The organism is Corynebacterium sp. HMSC034B08 (genome assembly GCF_001835805.1).
GTDB classification, from domain to species: Bacteria; Actinomycetota; Actinomycetes; order Mycobacteriales; family Mycobacteriaceae; genus Corynebacterium; species Corynebacterium coyleae.
On the sequence record NZ_KV825969.1, the window covers coordinates 55,446 to 69,200 of the forward strand.

13 protein-coding genes and 2 tRNA genes are annotated in these 13,755 nt (G+C 62.7%); 8 read left to right on the forward strand and 7 right to left on the reverse strand.

Annotated features, from left to right (window positions below; genetic code table 11):
• The 5 genes from HMPREF2656_RS13120 to HMPREF2656_RS09585 all read right to left on the reverse strand — a co-directional run.
• Nucleotides 1–823 (reverse strand): hypothetical protein (locus HMPREF2656_RS13120; protein ID WP_070816508.1); only part of this gene is annotated, 823 nt, incomplete at its 3' end.
• A gap of 113 nt (nucleotides 824–936) precedes the next feature.
• Nucleotides 937–2,391, reverse strand: coding sequence for a cytochrome b/b6 domain-containing protein (locus HMPREF2656_RS09570; protein WP_083319501.1), 1,455 nt, complete (start codon nucleotides 2,389–2,391; stop codon nucleotides 937–939).
• Nucleotides 2,391–3,323, reverse strand: coding sequence for an electron transfer flavoprotein subunit alpha/FixB family protein (locus HMPREF2656_RS09575; RefSeq protein ID WP_070816510.1), 933 nt, complete (start codon nucleotides 3,321–3,323; stop codon nucleotides 2,391–2,393). Before HMPREF2656_RS09575 ends, HMPREF2656_RS09570 begins: the two co-directional genes overlap by 1 nt.
• 9 nt (nucleotides 3,324–3,332) lie before the next feature.
• A complete protein-coding gene (locus tag HMPREF2656_RS09580) occupies nucleotides 3,333–4,109 on the reverse strand; it encodes an electron transfer flavoprotein subunit beta/FixA family protein (protein ID WP_070816512.1) in 777 nt (258 codons plus the stop codon).
• Nucleotides 4,110–4,161: 52 nt separating this feature from the next.
• Complete coding sequence (locus HMPREF2656_RS09585) at nucleotides 4,162–4,956, reverse strand: hypothetical protein (RefSeq protein WP_070421289.1); 795 nt, start codon at nucleotides 4,954–4,956, stop codon at nucleotides 4,162–4,164.
• A gap of 89 nt (nucleotides 4,957–5,045) precedes the next feature.
• Between HMPREF2656_RS09585 and HMPREF2656_RS09590 the strand changes: the two genes are divergently transcribed.
• The 5 genes from HMPREF2656_RS09590 to HMPREF2656_RS09610 all read left to right on the forward strand — a co-directional run bounded on the left by HMPREF2656_RS09590 (nucleotide 5,046) and on the right by HMPREF2656_RS09610 (nucleotide 8,189).
• Nucleotides 5,046–5,120 (forward strand) — tRNA-Gly (locus HMPREF2656_RS09590).
• Nucleotides 5,121–5,261: 141 nt separating this feature from the next.
• Nucleotides 5,262–5,335 (forward strand) — tRNA-Pro (locus HMPREF2656_RS09595).
• A gap of 80 nt (nucleotides 5,336–5,415) precedes the next feature.
• Nucleotides 5,416–6,768, forward strand: a complete 1,353-nt coding sequence (gene tig, locus HMPREF2656_RS09600) for a trigger factor (RefSeq protein ID WP_070614056.1) — start codon at nucleotides 5,416–5,418, stop codon at nucleotides 6,766–6,768.
• Between the two features lie 176 nt (nucleotides 6,769–6,944).
• Nucleotides 6,945–7,538 (forward strand): ATP-dependent Clp protease proteolytic subunit, encoded by a 594-nt coding sequence (locus tag HMPREF2656_RS09605; RefSeq protein WP_070421293.1) that lies wholly within the window; start codon nucleotides 6,945–6,947, stop codon nucleotides 7,536–7,538.
• 30 nt (nucleotides 7,539–7,568) lie between these two features.
• Nucleotides 7,569–8,189 carry an ATP-dependent Clp protease proteolytic subunit gene (locus HMPREF2656_RS09610; protein ID WP_070421294.1) on the forward strand — a complete coding sequence of 207 codons (621 nt, stop codon included), beginning with the start codon at nucleotides 7,569–7,571 and terminating at the stop codon, nucleotides 8,187–8,189.
• 71 nt (nucleotides 8,190–8,260) lie between these two features.
• Here the strand turns inward: HMPREF2656_RS09610 and HMPREF2656_RS09615 are convergent, their stop codons facing one another.
• Entirely contained in the window at nucleotides 8,261–8,905 is a 645-nt protein-coding gene (locus tag HMPREF2656_RS09615; protein WP_070421295.1) for a hypothetical protein, read from the reverse strand.
• A gap of 207 nt (nucleotides 8,906–9,112) precedes the next feature.
• On the opposite strand from HMPREF2656_RS09615, the gene clpX reads away from it, so the two are divergent.
• A complete protein-coding gene (gene clpX, locus HMPREF2656_RS09620) occupies nucleotides 9,113–10,387 on the forward strand; it encodes an ATP-dependent Clp protease ATP-binding subunit ClpX (RefSeq protein WP_070421296.1) in 1,275 nt (424 codons plus the stop codon).
• 11 nt (nucleotides 10,388–10,398) lie between these two features.
• Here the strand turns inward: clpX and HMPREF2656_RS09625 are convergent, their stop codons facing one another.
• Entirely contained in the window at nucleotides 10,399–11,124 is a 726-nt protein-coding gene (locus HMPREF2656_RS09625; protein WP_070421297.1) for a TetR/AcrR family transcriptional regulator, read from the reverse strand.
• 180 nt (nucleotides 11,125–11,304) lie between these two features.
• On the opposite strand from HMPREF2656_RS09625, the gene HMPREF2656_RS09630 reads away from it, so the two are divergent.
• Both HMPREF2656_RS09630 and HMPREF2656_RS09635 read left to right on the forward strand, forming a co-directional pair.
• Entirely contained in the window at nucleotides 11,305–12,276 is a 972-nt protein-coding gene (locus HMPREF2656_RS09630) for a malate dehydrogenase (RefSeq protein ID WP_070421298.1), read from the forward strand.
• A gap of 22 nt (nucleotides 12,277–12,298) precedes the next feature.
• A partial coding sequence (locus HMPREF2656_RS09635; protein WP_070816513.1) for a valine--tRNA ligase occupies nucleotides 12,299–13,755 on the forward strand: 1,457 nt, incomplete at its 3' end.

A 13,755-nucleotide genomic window follows, 5' to 3' on the forward strand; every position in this document is an offset into this window, starting at 1 on the left:
CAGCCCCATGCCGACAATCGGGCACCGGACACGTTGGCGACATCATGGATGCCAACGCGCGTTGCTTACTATTGGCGAATCGCTGGGTGCGATACAGGTTGACTGCACCCTCGGTCGGGTGAAACGCCGCAACTTCCAGCTCGTCGCCGAATTGCTGCGCGAGAAATTCCGCACCCGTCATCGTCGTGCCATCGGTTAGCGTGAGCGTGACCTCGTCACCGGCGCCGGATTGGATCCGGGTCCATTCTGGAAGCGGCACCATAACAATCGGCCGTGGTACTGCATGCGGCACCCCACCACCGTCGCCATCACCGCGCAAGATGCCCATAAGCGCATCAGCCATCTGGCCGGCTGGTGGCAGTTCAGTATCGATCAGCCCACGCAGCGTGTGCTCAATATCGGCAATGTTGCGCGCCGAATGCGTCAAGTGCAGCGTTGCCATCCCTTCGCGCGCACGCGAGAACCGCACTTGTTTTTCCGGCGCGGGTTTCTTCGCGTCGATGACCTGATCGGCATAGCGCGACAGCGCGTCGAAGCGGCCCTGAAACTTCAGCAGGGTAAAACGCAACCGCCAACGCTTCGCGGCGTCGTCGACAATGGCGAGTTTGCGTTCAATCAAACACAACTGATCCAAGGGTGTGTCTGCTGCCATGTGGCGTGCGTCGGATTGTTTCCGCGTGAATTTCGTCGCTCCGAAGTAGACGTCGTGTACGCGTGACCATTCTCGGATGCGCGACGGTTTCAGCCCGGCAGCGAGGGCTGTGTCGCGGTCGAAGTCGGCGATGTCCGTAAGCCGGAAGCCGAGAAGGTCTACAAATGCCATGACATAAACGCTAAGCAACCTCCAAACAACCGACAAGGCCCAACAAAAAATCTGTGGATAACCCACCGACTCATGCCGGAAAGTTATCCACAGATTGGGCTGGGTCTTGACTTTTAGCGTTTGGTCACTTTGCCGGTCAGTTTCGCGAGTGGTGCTGCGAAGGATCCGCGGGCGAGGAACCATCCGAGCGCAGTGACGGCTACGGCGCCGAGGAATACCAAGGTGCCGGTCCAGGATGTGGAGTCTTGGGCGGCGAACATGGCGTTGAGGTTGGCGCGCAGGCCGGTCGTCGCAACGAGGAAAACGTGGATGACCATGAAGATGAGGAAGTAGATCATGGTGGGGAAGTGCACGGCGCGTGCCCACGCGACGGGCACCCCGGTCCACGATTTCGGCCACATGGAGCTCATGCGGAAGCCGGATGCGATCGCGAGTGGGGAGGCGATGAATACGGTGGTGAAGTACGCGAGTTCTTGCAGCGCGTTGTAGTGGACCCAGCCGTGTTCGTTAGGCCAGTCGAGCGCGAGGTATTGCAGTCCTGCGGAGATGGCGTTGGGGATGGCATCGATGCTGGTTGGCACGATGCGGACCCATTGGCCGGTGGCAAACAGTAGGATGTAGAACACTACGCCGAGTGCGACCCATGCGATGTCAAGGGTTTGGTGCAGCCATTGGGTCAAGGAAATCTTTTTGCCGTTGCGTTTCGACGTCCAGTAGCCCGCCGGCCGCTTCTCTCTGCGCACGTCGAGACCAGTCTTGACGATGAGCGCCATCAGGAACATGTTGAAGAAGTGGGCCCAGTTGAGCCAGGCGGGGAAGCCGACGGGGGCGTTGTCGGGCAGTGGCTGCATTCCGTCGTAACGTGCGACGAAGTCGGCGCCGGTGTCGGTGCCGATGAACCAGCGTGCGCCGATGAATGCTGCGATGACCAGTACGAGGGCTGGAATGAGCCATCGCTTATCGACGACCCCACGCCCCGCCGGCACCTCCACCGGCGCAGGCGCTGCGGGCGTTGGGGCTGCCGGTGCTGCCGGAGCCGGATCGGGCGTGGGCGTGGCGTCGGCGGTTGTTGCAGCAGCGGGGGCTGCTTCGGCTGCAGGTTCCGGTTCCGGTGCCGGTGCGACCTCGGGCTCGGCTGGTGCGGGCACGTGGACAGTACCGGCGGGTGGCCAGGCTTCGCCGCCTGCGACGCGGGGAAGACCGCGGCGCAAGGCAACCTCGACGGTGTTTGCGGGGGTTGCAGCTGGAGCTGTGGCCTGATCGGCTGCGTCAGCCGTGCTAGTAGCAGCAGCGCCAGGCTCGCTCGGTGTCGCTGTGGACGGAGCCGCAGCAGCGCCCGCAGCGCCTGCGAAGGCAGCGACGGCGGTGGCCGGTGGCCAGGGTTCACCACCCGGGGTGCGAGGTAGGCCCTGGCGCAAACCGGTGGTCGGCGAGGAAGCAGACACAGTGGCAGGCGCCGCGACAGGCTCAGCGGGGGCGGAGGTGGTCGGGGTGGTGGGGTCGTCGATTAGCGGGGGCCATGGTTCGCCGCCGGGAACACGGGGCAGGCCGCGTCGGAGTTGGGGCATTACTTACGAGCCTCGATCTCGGAGATGATCTGTGGGACGACGTCGAAGAGGTCGCCGATGATGCCGAAGTCGGCGATGTCGAAGATGGGGGCATCCTCGTCATTGTTGATGGCGACGATGGTGTCGGCGGTTTGCATGCCCACCAGGTGTTGGACGGCGCCGGAGATGCCGATGCCGATGTAGAGCTTCGGGCTGACCAGCACGCCGGTTTGGCCGATTTGGGCTTCGTAGGCGACTTGGTCTTCGTCGACGGCGGAGCGGGTGGCGCCGACGGCGGCGCCGAGGGTGTCCGCGAGCCCGCCGACGAGTTCTTCGAACATGTCGGCGTCGCCGAGCGAGACGCCACCGGCGACGACCTTGTCTGCGGTGAGCAGGTCGGGGCGGGTGGAGGTGCGCTCGACGGGGGTGACGGAGACGACCTCGGCGGTGCGTGCGCCGGAGGGCTCGACGTCGAGGTCGCGCACCTCAGGCGTTGCGACGGCAGCGGCGCGGGTTTCCACAGCACCGGGGCGCACGGTGATGATCGGTGCGGAGTGGGTGGCAGCGGCAGTCGCGGTGTAGGCGCCGCCGAAGTTCTGGTGGTCGGTGACGATGCCTTCTGCGTCTCGACGAACCGCCACCGCGTCGGTCAACAGCGCCTTGCCTGCGCGCACGGCTACACGGCCGGCGGTTTCGCGCCCGCGCACGGTGTGGGAAAACAACACGGCGGCGGGGTTGAGGGTGGTGAGGGCGGTGGTGGTGGCGTCGACAAGTGGGGCGTCGGAAACCAGCACCGTGGCCGCGCCGAGGGTGCTGAGGGCGTCGGCGTGGGTGCGGTCGTCGATAAGAACGATGGGGGTGCCGATTTCGGAGGCCGCGCCGATGAGTTCGGCGGCGTGGGGGTCGAGGCTGCCGTCGTGGGAGCGGTCCGGGACAACGAGAATTTCAGTCATGGGTGCTCCTTAAATGAGGTTTTTGGATTCGAGGAAGTCGACGAGTTTCGCGGCGGCGGTGGAGTTGGCGTCGATGATTTCGCCGCGTTCGCGGGCCGGGCGCTTGTCAATGGCGACCATGATGGCGCGCGGGTGGGTGAAATCTTCCGCGTCGATGTCCAGGTCGGCGAGTGTGAGCGTGTTGAGCTCCTTCTTCTTCGCCGCCATGAGTCCCTTGAAGTTGGGGTAGCGGGGGTCGGCGAACTCGTCGGCAACAGCGACGACGGCCGGAAGGTCGGCGCGCAGTTCGACGTCCGCCCCGTCAGAGGCCTGGGTGGCAGTGGCGGTTGTGCCGTCGACGGTCAGTTCCGTCAGGTTGGTCAGTACGGGCCAGTTCAGGTGTTCGGCGATCATGGGGGCGACGACGCCGGTGCCACCGTCGGAGGACATGTTGCCCGTGACGACGAGGTCATAACCGTTCTTGCGAATCAACGCCGCAAGCACCTCGGCGGTGAGGGTGACGTCTGCGCCGGTCAAGGCGTCGTCGGAAACGATGTAGGCCTCGGTGGCGCCCATGGCGATGCCGCGGCGGATCGAGTCGGCAGACGTTTCGGGGCCGACGCTGAGGATTTCGACCACGGTGTCGTCGTTAAGTGCTTCCGCGATGCGTAGCGCTGCTTCGACGGCGCGTTCTCCAACTTCGTCGGCAACAACGTCGCCGGAGCGGTCGGTCAGACCAGTCTCCAGGTTCATTTCGCGGTCGCTGTAGGTGTCCGGCACCTCTTTCAGCAGCACGGCAATGCGCACGGCTACTCCTTATAGGTAGGGGGTAGGCAATCGTGCGCAGTCTAGCGCACGGCTAAAAGTCGAATCCCCCGAAGTCGAAGCCGCCGCCGAAGTCACCCATGTCTCCGCCGAAATCGCCACCGCCCATGTCACCCATGTCACCCATATCTCCCATGTCGCCCATGCCTTCGGCGCCAGCAGCGTCGCCGAGACCGCCAGCCTCAAACGCTTCGGGTGCTGCTGCGCCGGACATGCCGGCGAACATGGTGGAGTAGAACATCATCGACGACGCAGCCCACATGCCGGTCATCATCGCTGGGGCCCACCAGGCGGTGGAGTACCAGCCAGCAGGAACGGGGCGGCCTGCGACGGCGCCGCCGGGGTAGTAGTGCGGGGTCGCCTCGGTGGCTACGGGCGATGCGGTAACAACGGTGCCGTCTTCTTGGCGCACGCTGCGCTGTTCAGTCACGCGGCCTGCCTGGCGCTGGCCTTCCAACTCTGGCAGCGCAGGACCGGCTGGAAGCCCCATGATTTCGCGTGCGGCGTTGACGTAGTGCAGGCCCTCGAGCGCGGATTCGCGGGCGAGCATGGCCTGCTTTGGCGTGCGGGCGTCGGCAAGACCTGCGCTTGCTGCGTTGAAGCGCTCGGAGGCGTCGGCCATGGCCTGGGTGGAGGCGGCGTCGTTGCCGGAGAGGTTCAGCACTTGCGAACCGAGGCGGTCGGTCCATCGCTTGGCGTCGGCGTAGGCGTCGTCGAAAGAAATCTGCACCTGCTGGCGCGATTGCACTTGACGACGACCGCCACCACCCATCGTGGGCAGCATGATCAACGCACCAATAGCAAAGACGATGAGCAACAGACCGAGCATGGCTCCTCCTAAAAATCGTTGTTGTTTGGTTCAACGGGTGAACCTGCGCTAAAGTTCCGAGCAGCCGTTAAGGCAGCGTTTCTACGCATGGGAATGTCGTATAGTGGCTAATACCTCAGCCTTCCAAGCTGAAGACGCGGGTTCGATTCCCGTCATTCCCTCCACGTTTGACCACCGGTTCTGCATGCAGAACCGGTTTTCTTATGCCCCGATGTGACCCTGGAATAAACGCCCGCTACAATGATCAACCTGAACCGCTTGAGTGGTTACTGATTCGGTTCATACCGTGGCGGTTTTGCCGCCTACGGGGCGTGGCGCAGTTTGGTAGCGCACCTGCTTTGGGAGCAGGGGGTCGCAGGTTCAAATCCTGTCGCCCCGACAAAGGCGGGCCCGTTTTGTACGGGCCCGCCACTTATAAGCACTGAAACTCGTTGATGGAAACAAGTACAGGAGAAACCCGTGAAGACTAACGTCGAAAAGCTCAGCGACACCCGCGTTAAGCTCAACGTCAGCGTGCCGTTCGACGAGCTTGGCCAGGAGATCGACCAGGCATACAAGGCGATCTCCCAGCAGGTCAACATTCCGGGCTTCCGTCGAGGCAAGGCTCCGCGCCAGCTGATCGACGCTCGTTTCGGCCGCGGTCCGATCCTGGAGCAGGTTGTCAACGACATGCTGCCGACCCGCTACGAGCAGGCTCTGGCAGAGAACGACCTGAACCCGCTGGGCCAGCCGGAGATTGAGGTCACCAAGATCGAGGACAACGACGTTGTCGAGTTCACCGCTGAGATCGACGTTCGTCCGGAGATTGAGGTGCCGGACTTCTCCAAGATTGAGGTCACTGTTCCGGAGCTCAAGGTTGACGACGAGGCTGTTGACGCCGAGCTCGACTCCCTGCGCGAGCGTTTCGGTGAGCTCAAGGACACCAAGCGCAAGATGAAGACCGACGACTTTGCGGTCATCGACCTTGAGGCTTCTATCGACGGCGAGAAGCTCGACGACGCTTCCGCTGAGGGCCTGACCTACCGCGTCGGCGCCGACGACCTGATGAAGGGTCTGGACACCGCTCTGCGCGGCATGAAGACCGGCGAGGACAACGAGTTCGAAACCGAGATCCAGTACGGCGAGAACAAGGGCAAGAAGGCGACCGTCAAGGTCCACGTCCAGCAGACCAAGGAGCGCAAGCTTCCGGATCTTGACGACGAGTTCGTCCAGATGGCGTCCGAGTTCGACACCGTCGACGAGCTGCGTGAGTCCACCCGCGAGCAGGTTGAGGAGAACGCGAAGGCGAAGCAAGCTGCTGACATTCGCGACGAGGTCCTCAAGGCTGCCCTCGCCCAGGTTGAGTTCGCGCTGCCGGAGTCGATCGTCGACGAGCAGGTGCACAACCAGCTCCACCAGCTGCTCGGCCAGATGGCTCACGACGAGAACGCACTGGCGCAGCTGCTTGAGGCGCAGGGCACGACCCGCGAAGAGTTTGACAAGGAGTCCCGCAAGCAGGCTGAAGAGTCCGTGCGCACCCAGCTGTTCCTCGACGCTGTCGCAGAGGAAGAGCAGCCGGAGGTTTCCCAGCAGGAGCTCACCGACCACATCCTGTTCACCGCACAGTCCTACGGCATGGACCCGAACCAGTTCGTGGCTCAGCTGCAGCAGTCCGGCCAGATCGCGAACCTGTTCTCCGACGTGCGTCGCGGCAAGGCCCTCGCCGCCGCTATCTCTCGCACCTCGGTGAAGGATGAGGCTGGCAACAAGGTTGACCCGAACGATTACTTCGGTGAGATCGAGGAAGAGGACGAGGCTGCTGAGGAGCAGTAAACTCCGTTAATCTTTGAACGGCCGGGAGCGTGTGTTTGCTCCCGGTCGTTTTTGTTGTGGGCGTGGGGTCGTCGATAAGAGTTGCCCGTACGCCGGTAGCGAACAAGGTTCAACTCCCTCGCGCGCGCGAGTAGGGTGGTGGCGTTACACGACGAACTAGCGAAGGAGCATCTGTTATGACTTCCCCGACTCAAGGTATGAACCTGGGAGACTCGGTGTACGAGCGCCTCCTGCGGGAGCGCATTATTTTCCTGGGTCAGCAGGTGGATGATGAGATTGCCAACAAGCTTTGCGCCCAGATTCTGCTGCTGTCGGCTGAGGATCCGACGCGCGACATCAGTCTTTACATCAACTCGCCGGGCGGTTCGGTGACCGCAGGTATGGCGATTTACGACACGATGAAGTACTCCCCGTGCGACATCGCTACCTACGGCATGGGTCTGGCTGCTTCCATGGGCCAGTTCCTGCTGTCTGGCGGCACGAAGGGCAAGCGTTACGCGCTGCCGCACGCACGCATCATGATGCACCAGCCTTCCGCAGGTGTTGGCGGCACTGCTGCTGATATTGCGATCCAGGCTGAGCAGTTTGCCGCGACGAAGCGTGAGATGGCTGAACTTATCGCAGAGCACACCGGCCAGACCTTCGAACAGATCACGAAGGATTCGGACCGTGACCGTTGGTTTACCGCGATGGAGGCCAAGGAATACGGCATCGTGGACCACGTCATCGAGAATGCCGCCATGGCTGGCGAGCACGCGATTGGCGACTAAGGCAAGCAACGAGAAGAGGAGACTTTTACTATGACTTTCCAAATGCCCAGCTCCCGCTACGTGCTGCCGCAGTTCCTGGAGGAGACCAGCTTCGGCACGAAGCAGATTGATCCGTACGGCAAGCTGTTTGAGGAGCGCATTGTGTTCCTTGGCACCCAGGTTGATGACACGTCGGCGAACGACATCATGGCCCAGCTGCTGGTCCTGGAGTCCCAGGATCCGGACCGTGACATCACGATGTACATCAACTCCCCGGGTGGTTCGTTTACCGCGTTGATGGCGATTTACGACACGATGCAGTACGTCCGCCCCGACGTGCAGACGGTCTGCCTCGGCCAGGCGGCATCGGCCGCCGCGGTCATCCTGGCGGCCGGTGCGCCGGGTAAGCGTGCGGCGTTGCCGAACTCGCGTGTGCTGATCCACCAGCCGGCCACCCAGGGCACGCAGGGGCAGGTGTCGGACCTGGAGATCCAGGCGGCTGAGATCGACCGTATGCGTCGTCTCATGGAGAACACGCTGTCGCACCACACGGGCCGTACGCCAGAGCAGGTTCGTATTGATACCGACCGCGACAAGATCCTCACCGCTGAGGAAGCCGTGGAGTACGGGATCATCGACCAGGTCTTCGACTACCGCAAGCTCAACGGCTAAAAAGAAAGGCGCCCGCAAGGGCGCTTTTTAGCTTTACGACGACACCCTCACCGGCGTCGCACCACAACCACCTACTGTTCGGTTGGGGTTTCCACGACGTCGGCGGAGGTCGGCGCTGCGTCGTCGCAGAACTTCACTGCGTTACGGATGGCTTCTGGTGCGCCCTCGAAGTCGCCGCGCGACCAGCACACGCCGTCTGCGGTGTTTTGTGGGTCTACAGACGCCCAACCGTTACCCCGTGCGACCCAGTAGTAGTCCTGACCGTCTGGTGTGACGGTACGGGCCCATTCACGGTCGCAGAAGGTGCTGTATTCGTCGCTGGCGCCCTGCGAGCCTTGTGCGGGCCATGCGCAGGCAGCACCCGGCTCGTCCGGTGCGGGAGCGACCTCTGGCTCGCGTGCGGAACCGCCGGAGTTGCCGGATCCGCTCGAGCTGCGGCGACTGCTGCTGGACTTGGTGGACGACTTCGTCGTGGTGGACGTCTTCGACGAGGAGCTCGAGGAGCTCTTCGTGGTTGTGGACGAGGAGGTTGTGGTCTCGTCGTCTTCCTCGGAGGTGGTGGTCGTCGGGGTTGGGGTGGCTGTTGTGCTGGTTTGGGGGAAATCCAGCACCGGTTCAGCAATGCGTGCCTCGTCGTCCGAGCCGCCGCAGGCGGAGAGCGCCGGGACGGCGATGAGCGCTGCGGCGATGGTGGCAAGTGCGCGGCTGCGTTTCACGGGTACGGATTTCCTTTCAGACACATCAAAGAATGTGTCTAGGCTAGCTGATCGTTCCGAGGACAATGCGCTTAGTTTAGTCCCACTGCGTTTTGGGTGCGTGGGACGGGAACAGGGATGTGTCGTCGTGCGTTGTAGGGTGTGGGGTTCAGCACCCACTAGACTTGGGGAAGATTTCGGCGAGGGAACGGGAGTAGATACGCGCATATGGCCACTACGCATGACAGCGCTAGCCTTCTGAAGTGCTCTTTCTGCGGCAAAAGCCAGCAGCAGGTCCGCAAACTGATTGCGGGCGGAGGCGTCTACATTTGCGACGAATGCATCGAGCTGTGCAACGAGATCATCGAAGAGGAGCTCGCCGGCGCAGAACGCCAGGAGGAATCAGGAGAGCGTTTGCCGCGCCCTTCGGAGATCACTGCGTTTCTGGACGAGTATGTGATCGGCCAGGATGCGGCCAAGCGCACGCTTGCTGTGGCTGTGTACAACCACTACAAGCGCATTAAGGCGGAGGAGTCGAACCTTTCGGCCCGTGCGAAGGACGAGGAAGTGGAGATTTCCAAGTCCAACATCTTGCTGCTTGGCCCGACGGGTTCTGGCAAGACCTATCTCGCGCAGACGCTGGCGCGCATGTTGAATGTGCCGTTTGCGATCGCGGATGCCACCAGCCTGACCGAGGCTGGCTATGTCGGCGAGGACGTGGAGAACATTCTGCTGAAGTTGCTGCAGGCGGCAGACTTCGATGTGAATCGTGCGCAGCACGGCATCATTTACGTCGACGAGGTGGACAAGATTTCCCGCAAGTCCGAAAACCCGTCGATTACCCGCGACGTTTCGGGTGAGGGTGTGCAGCAGGCGCTGCTGAAGATCCTGGAGGGCACGGTTGCGTCCGTGCCACCACAGGGTGGACGTAAGCACCCGAACCAGGAGTTCATCCAGGTGGACACGTCGAACATCCTGTTCATCGTGGCCGGCGCGTTCGCTGGCCTGGACAAGGTGATCGCGGAGCGCGTGGGCAAGAAGGGCATCGGCTTCGGGGCGGAGATCGACTCGAAGTCGGAGCGCGACGAGGCGAACATGATGGCGCAGGTGCAGCCGGGCGATCTGGTGAAGTTCGGCCTGATCCCCGAGTTCATTGGCCGTTTGCCGATCATCGCGCACGTCGATGATCTGGATCGCGACTCGATGAAGCGCGTGCTCACGGAGCCGAAGAACTCGTTGGTGAAGCAGTACAAGCGCCTGTTCGCGATGGACGGCGCGGAGTTGACGGTGACCGACGAGGCACTTGGTGTGATCGCGGACAAGGCAGCGGAGCGCAAGACCGGTGCGCGTGGCCTGCGTGCGATCATGGAGGAACTGCTCGTTCCGGTGATGTACGAGTTGCCGGATCGTGACGGCGTCGCTGAGGTTGTGCTGGATGAGGCAGCCGCTCGCGGGGAGGGCGAGCCGAAGTTCATCGAGGAAGAAAAGCAGCGCTCCGCGTAACGCAGTTCTGCTTAGATTAGGCCGCCGTCGTCGCTGTAGACGTCGGCGGTTTCTTCTTCCGCAGTGGGGGTGGGTTCGAGGTAGGACTCGTAGCCGGAGTAGGGGATGTTGGACGTGAGGAACGTCAGCACGGTGTCGATGACCATGCGGCGCATGCCGTCGACGTTGCGGCGGCTTGCAAAGTCCACGTCGCTGACGCTCAGTGCGGTCAGGCTGTTGCCCACGCGGAAGAAACACAGCGATGCGACCAGCGTGAGCAGATCGACAGCGGAGATACCTGGGCGGAATGCTCCCGCGTCTTGGCCTGCGAGCAACAGACGTTCAACGTGGAGGAGTACTTCGTTCTCGCTGACAAGCGCTGCGGCGTCTTCTTCGGCGGCGACGGGGTCGAGGTTTTCACGCAGGACGAGGCGCACACCGTCGGGGTGGTCCAAAAACGCGTGGTAGAGGGCGTCGATGTAGCGGCGCATCCCCTCGACGGGGGCGGCGTAGGAGCGGGTGGCGATGTCCTGAGGCGGGGTGATGCGAGCACTTGCCACCTTGAGCGCTGCGAGGTACAAGCCGCGCTTGTTACCAAAGTGGTAGTGGATCATGCGCTTGCTCATGCCCGTGGTGCGTGCAAGCGCGTTGAGTTTGACGTCGTCGTAACCGTTGTGGGCAAACGCGACAATCGCGGCATCGACGACAGCACCGGGGGAAGGGGAGGTGGCAGTCTCGGGTGCGGCGGTGTCGGCCATGTCCGTGGGCTCCCTTTCGGTGTGGTTCGGTGTGGTTCGGTGTGGTGGGGTCGTCGATACGCTTCTTTGCTTCCTCTCATCGTGCACCACTTGGCAGATCAGTGGCGCAGTACCGGCCAATGTTGCCCCCTGTGGGGGTAGGTTGAAGGGGAAACAGAAACAGAAAGAGGAGGCCTCATCATGTCCCAGACCCCCGCAAATGTCGTTGTTACCGGCGCAGCAGGCAACATTGCGTACTCGTTGCTGTGGCGCGTGGCAGCAGGCGACGTCTTCGGCCCCGATCGTCCGGTGAACCTGACGCTGCTGGAGATCCCGGAGGCGGTGCGTGCGGCTGAGGGCACGGCAATGGAGCTCAACGACTCGGCGCTGCCGCTTCTGAACAAGATCACGGTGACCGACGACGCAAACAAGGCATTCGACGGTGCGCAGGCGGCGTTCCTGGTGGGGGCGAAGCCGCGCGGCAAGGGCGAGTCGCGCGCGGACATGCTGGCTGCAAACGGCAAGATTTTCATCGGACAGGGGCAGGCGATCAACAACGGTGCTGCGGATGACGTCCGCGTGCTGGTGGTCGGCAACCCGGCGAACACGAATGCCTACATTGCGAACAAGGCGGCGCCGGATGTGCCAGCGGATCGCTTCAACGCGCTGATGCGTTTGGACCACAACCGTGCGCTGTCGATGCTCTCGCAGCAGCTCGGGGTGTCCTCGACTGCCATTGAGCACCTGACAGTGTGGGGTAACCACTCGGATACGCAGTTCCCGGACATCACCTACGCCACGGTGGACGGCAACCCGGTTGAGGTGGATCGCGCCTGGTATACCGACGAGTTCATCCCGCGCGTGGCCAAGCGCGGCGCGGAGATCATCGAGGTGCGCGGTAAGTCCTCGGCGGCGTCTGCAGCGTCGGCGTCGGTGGATCACATGCGCGACTGGGTACAGGGCACGGCTGGCAAGTGGACGACGGCTGCGTTGCCGTCGACGGGTCAGTACGGCGTGGACGAAGGGCTTGTGTTCGGCTTCCCGGTGACGGGTGAAAACGGTGCGTGGGAGGTCGTCGAAAAGCTGGAGCTCAGCGACGATCAACGGGCTCGTATCGACGCCAACATCACCGCCTTGAAGGACGAGGCGGCGATCGCCGACAAGCTGTTCTAGGTAGCTCGTTAAGATAGGTCGCGTGACTGACAAAAATCTGAACCGCACTGACGCGCTGCCGAAGTCGTGGGAGCCCAGCGACCACGAACGCGACCTCTACGAAGGCTGGGTCAAGGCAGGCTATTTCACTGCCGACGCCCACTCTGACAAGCCTGCGTACTCCATCGTGCTGCCGCCGCCGAACGTGACGGGTCAGCTGCACATGGGCCATGCTCTTGACCACACGCTGATGGATTCCCTGGTGCGCCGCAAGCGCATGCAAGGCTACGAGGTGCTGTGGCTGCCGGGCATGGACCACGCAGGCATTGCTACCCAGACCAAGGTTGAGGCGAAGCTCAAGGCCGAAGAAGGCAAGGACCGCTACGACTACGGCCGTGAAGAGTTCATTGACCGGGTGTGGGAGTGGAAGGAGCAGTACGGCGGCACGATCACTACGCAGATGCGTGCGATCGGCGATTCCGTCGACTGGTCTCGCGAGCGCTTCACGCTGGACGAGGGCCTGTCGCGCGCCGTCCAGACCATCTTTAAGCAGCTCTACGACCGCGGCCTGGTCTACCGCGATTACCGCCTGGTCAACTGGTCGCCGGTGCTGGAGACTGCTGTGTCCGACATTGAGGTCGTGTACAAGGACGTCGAGGGCGAGTTCGTCTCCATTCGCTACGGCTCGCTTGACGACGACCAACCGCACCTGATCGTTGCCACCACCCGTGTGGAGACGATGCTGGGTGACGTGGCCATCGCCGTCCACCCGGACGACGAGCGTTACTCCCATCTCATCGGCGAGGTCTTCGAGCACCCGCTGCGCGAAGGCATGCAGGTCAAGGTCATTGCCGACGACTACGTGGACATGGAACTGGGCACCGGTGCGGTGAAAATCACCCCGGCGCACGACCCGAACGACTACGAGATGGGTCTGCGCCACGATCTTGAGATGCCGATCGTCATGGACAAAAAGGGCCGTATCGCCGATACCGGCACCAAGTTTGACGGCATGAGCCGCGAAGAAGCCCGCGTCGCCGTGCGCGAGGCACTGGCTGAGCAGGGCCGCATTGTCAAGGAAGTGCGCCCGTACGTCCACTCCGTGGGCCACTCGGAACGCTCCGGTGAGCCGATCGAGCCGCGCCTGTCCCTGCAGTGGTTTGTCAAGGTCGACGAACTGGCCAAGATGTCCGGCGACGCCGTGCGCGAAGGCGACACGAAGATTCACCCGGAGTCGATGGAGAAGCGCTACTTCGACTGGGTGGACAACATGCACGACTGGACCATTTCGCGCCAGTTGTGGTGGGGCCACCGCATCCCGATCTGGTACGGCCCGGAGGACGACAACGGCGAGCGTGACGTGGTTTGCGTCGGCCCGGACGAAGAGCCGCCGGCAGGCTACGAGCAGGATCCGGACGTTTTGGATACCTGGTTCTCGTCGGCACTGTGGCCGTTTTCCACGATGGGTTGGCCGGACAAGACCCCGGATTTGGAGAAGTT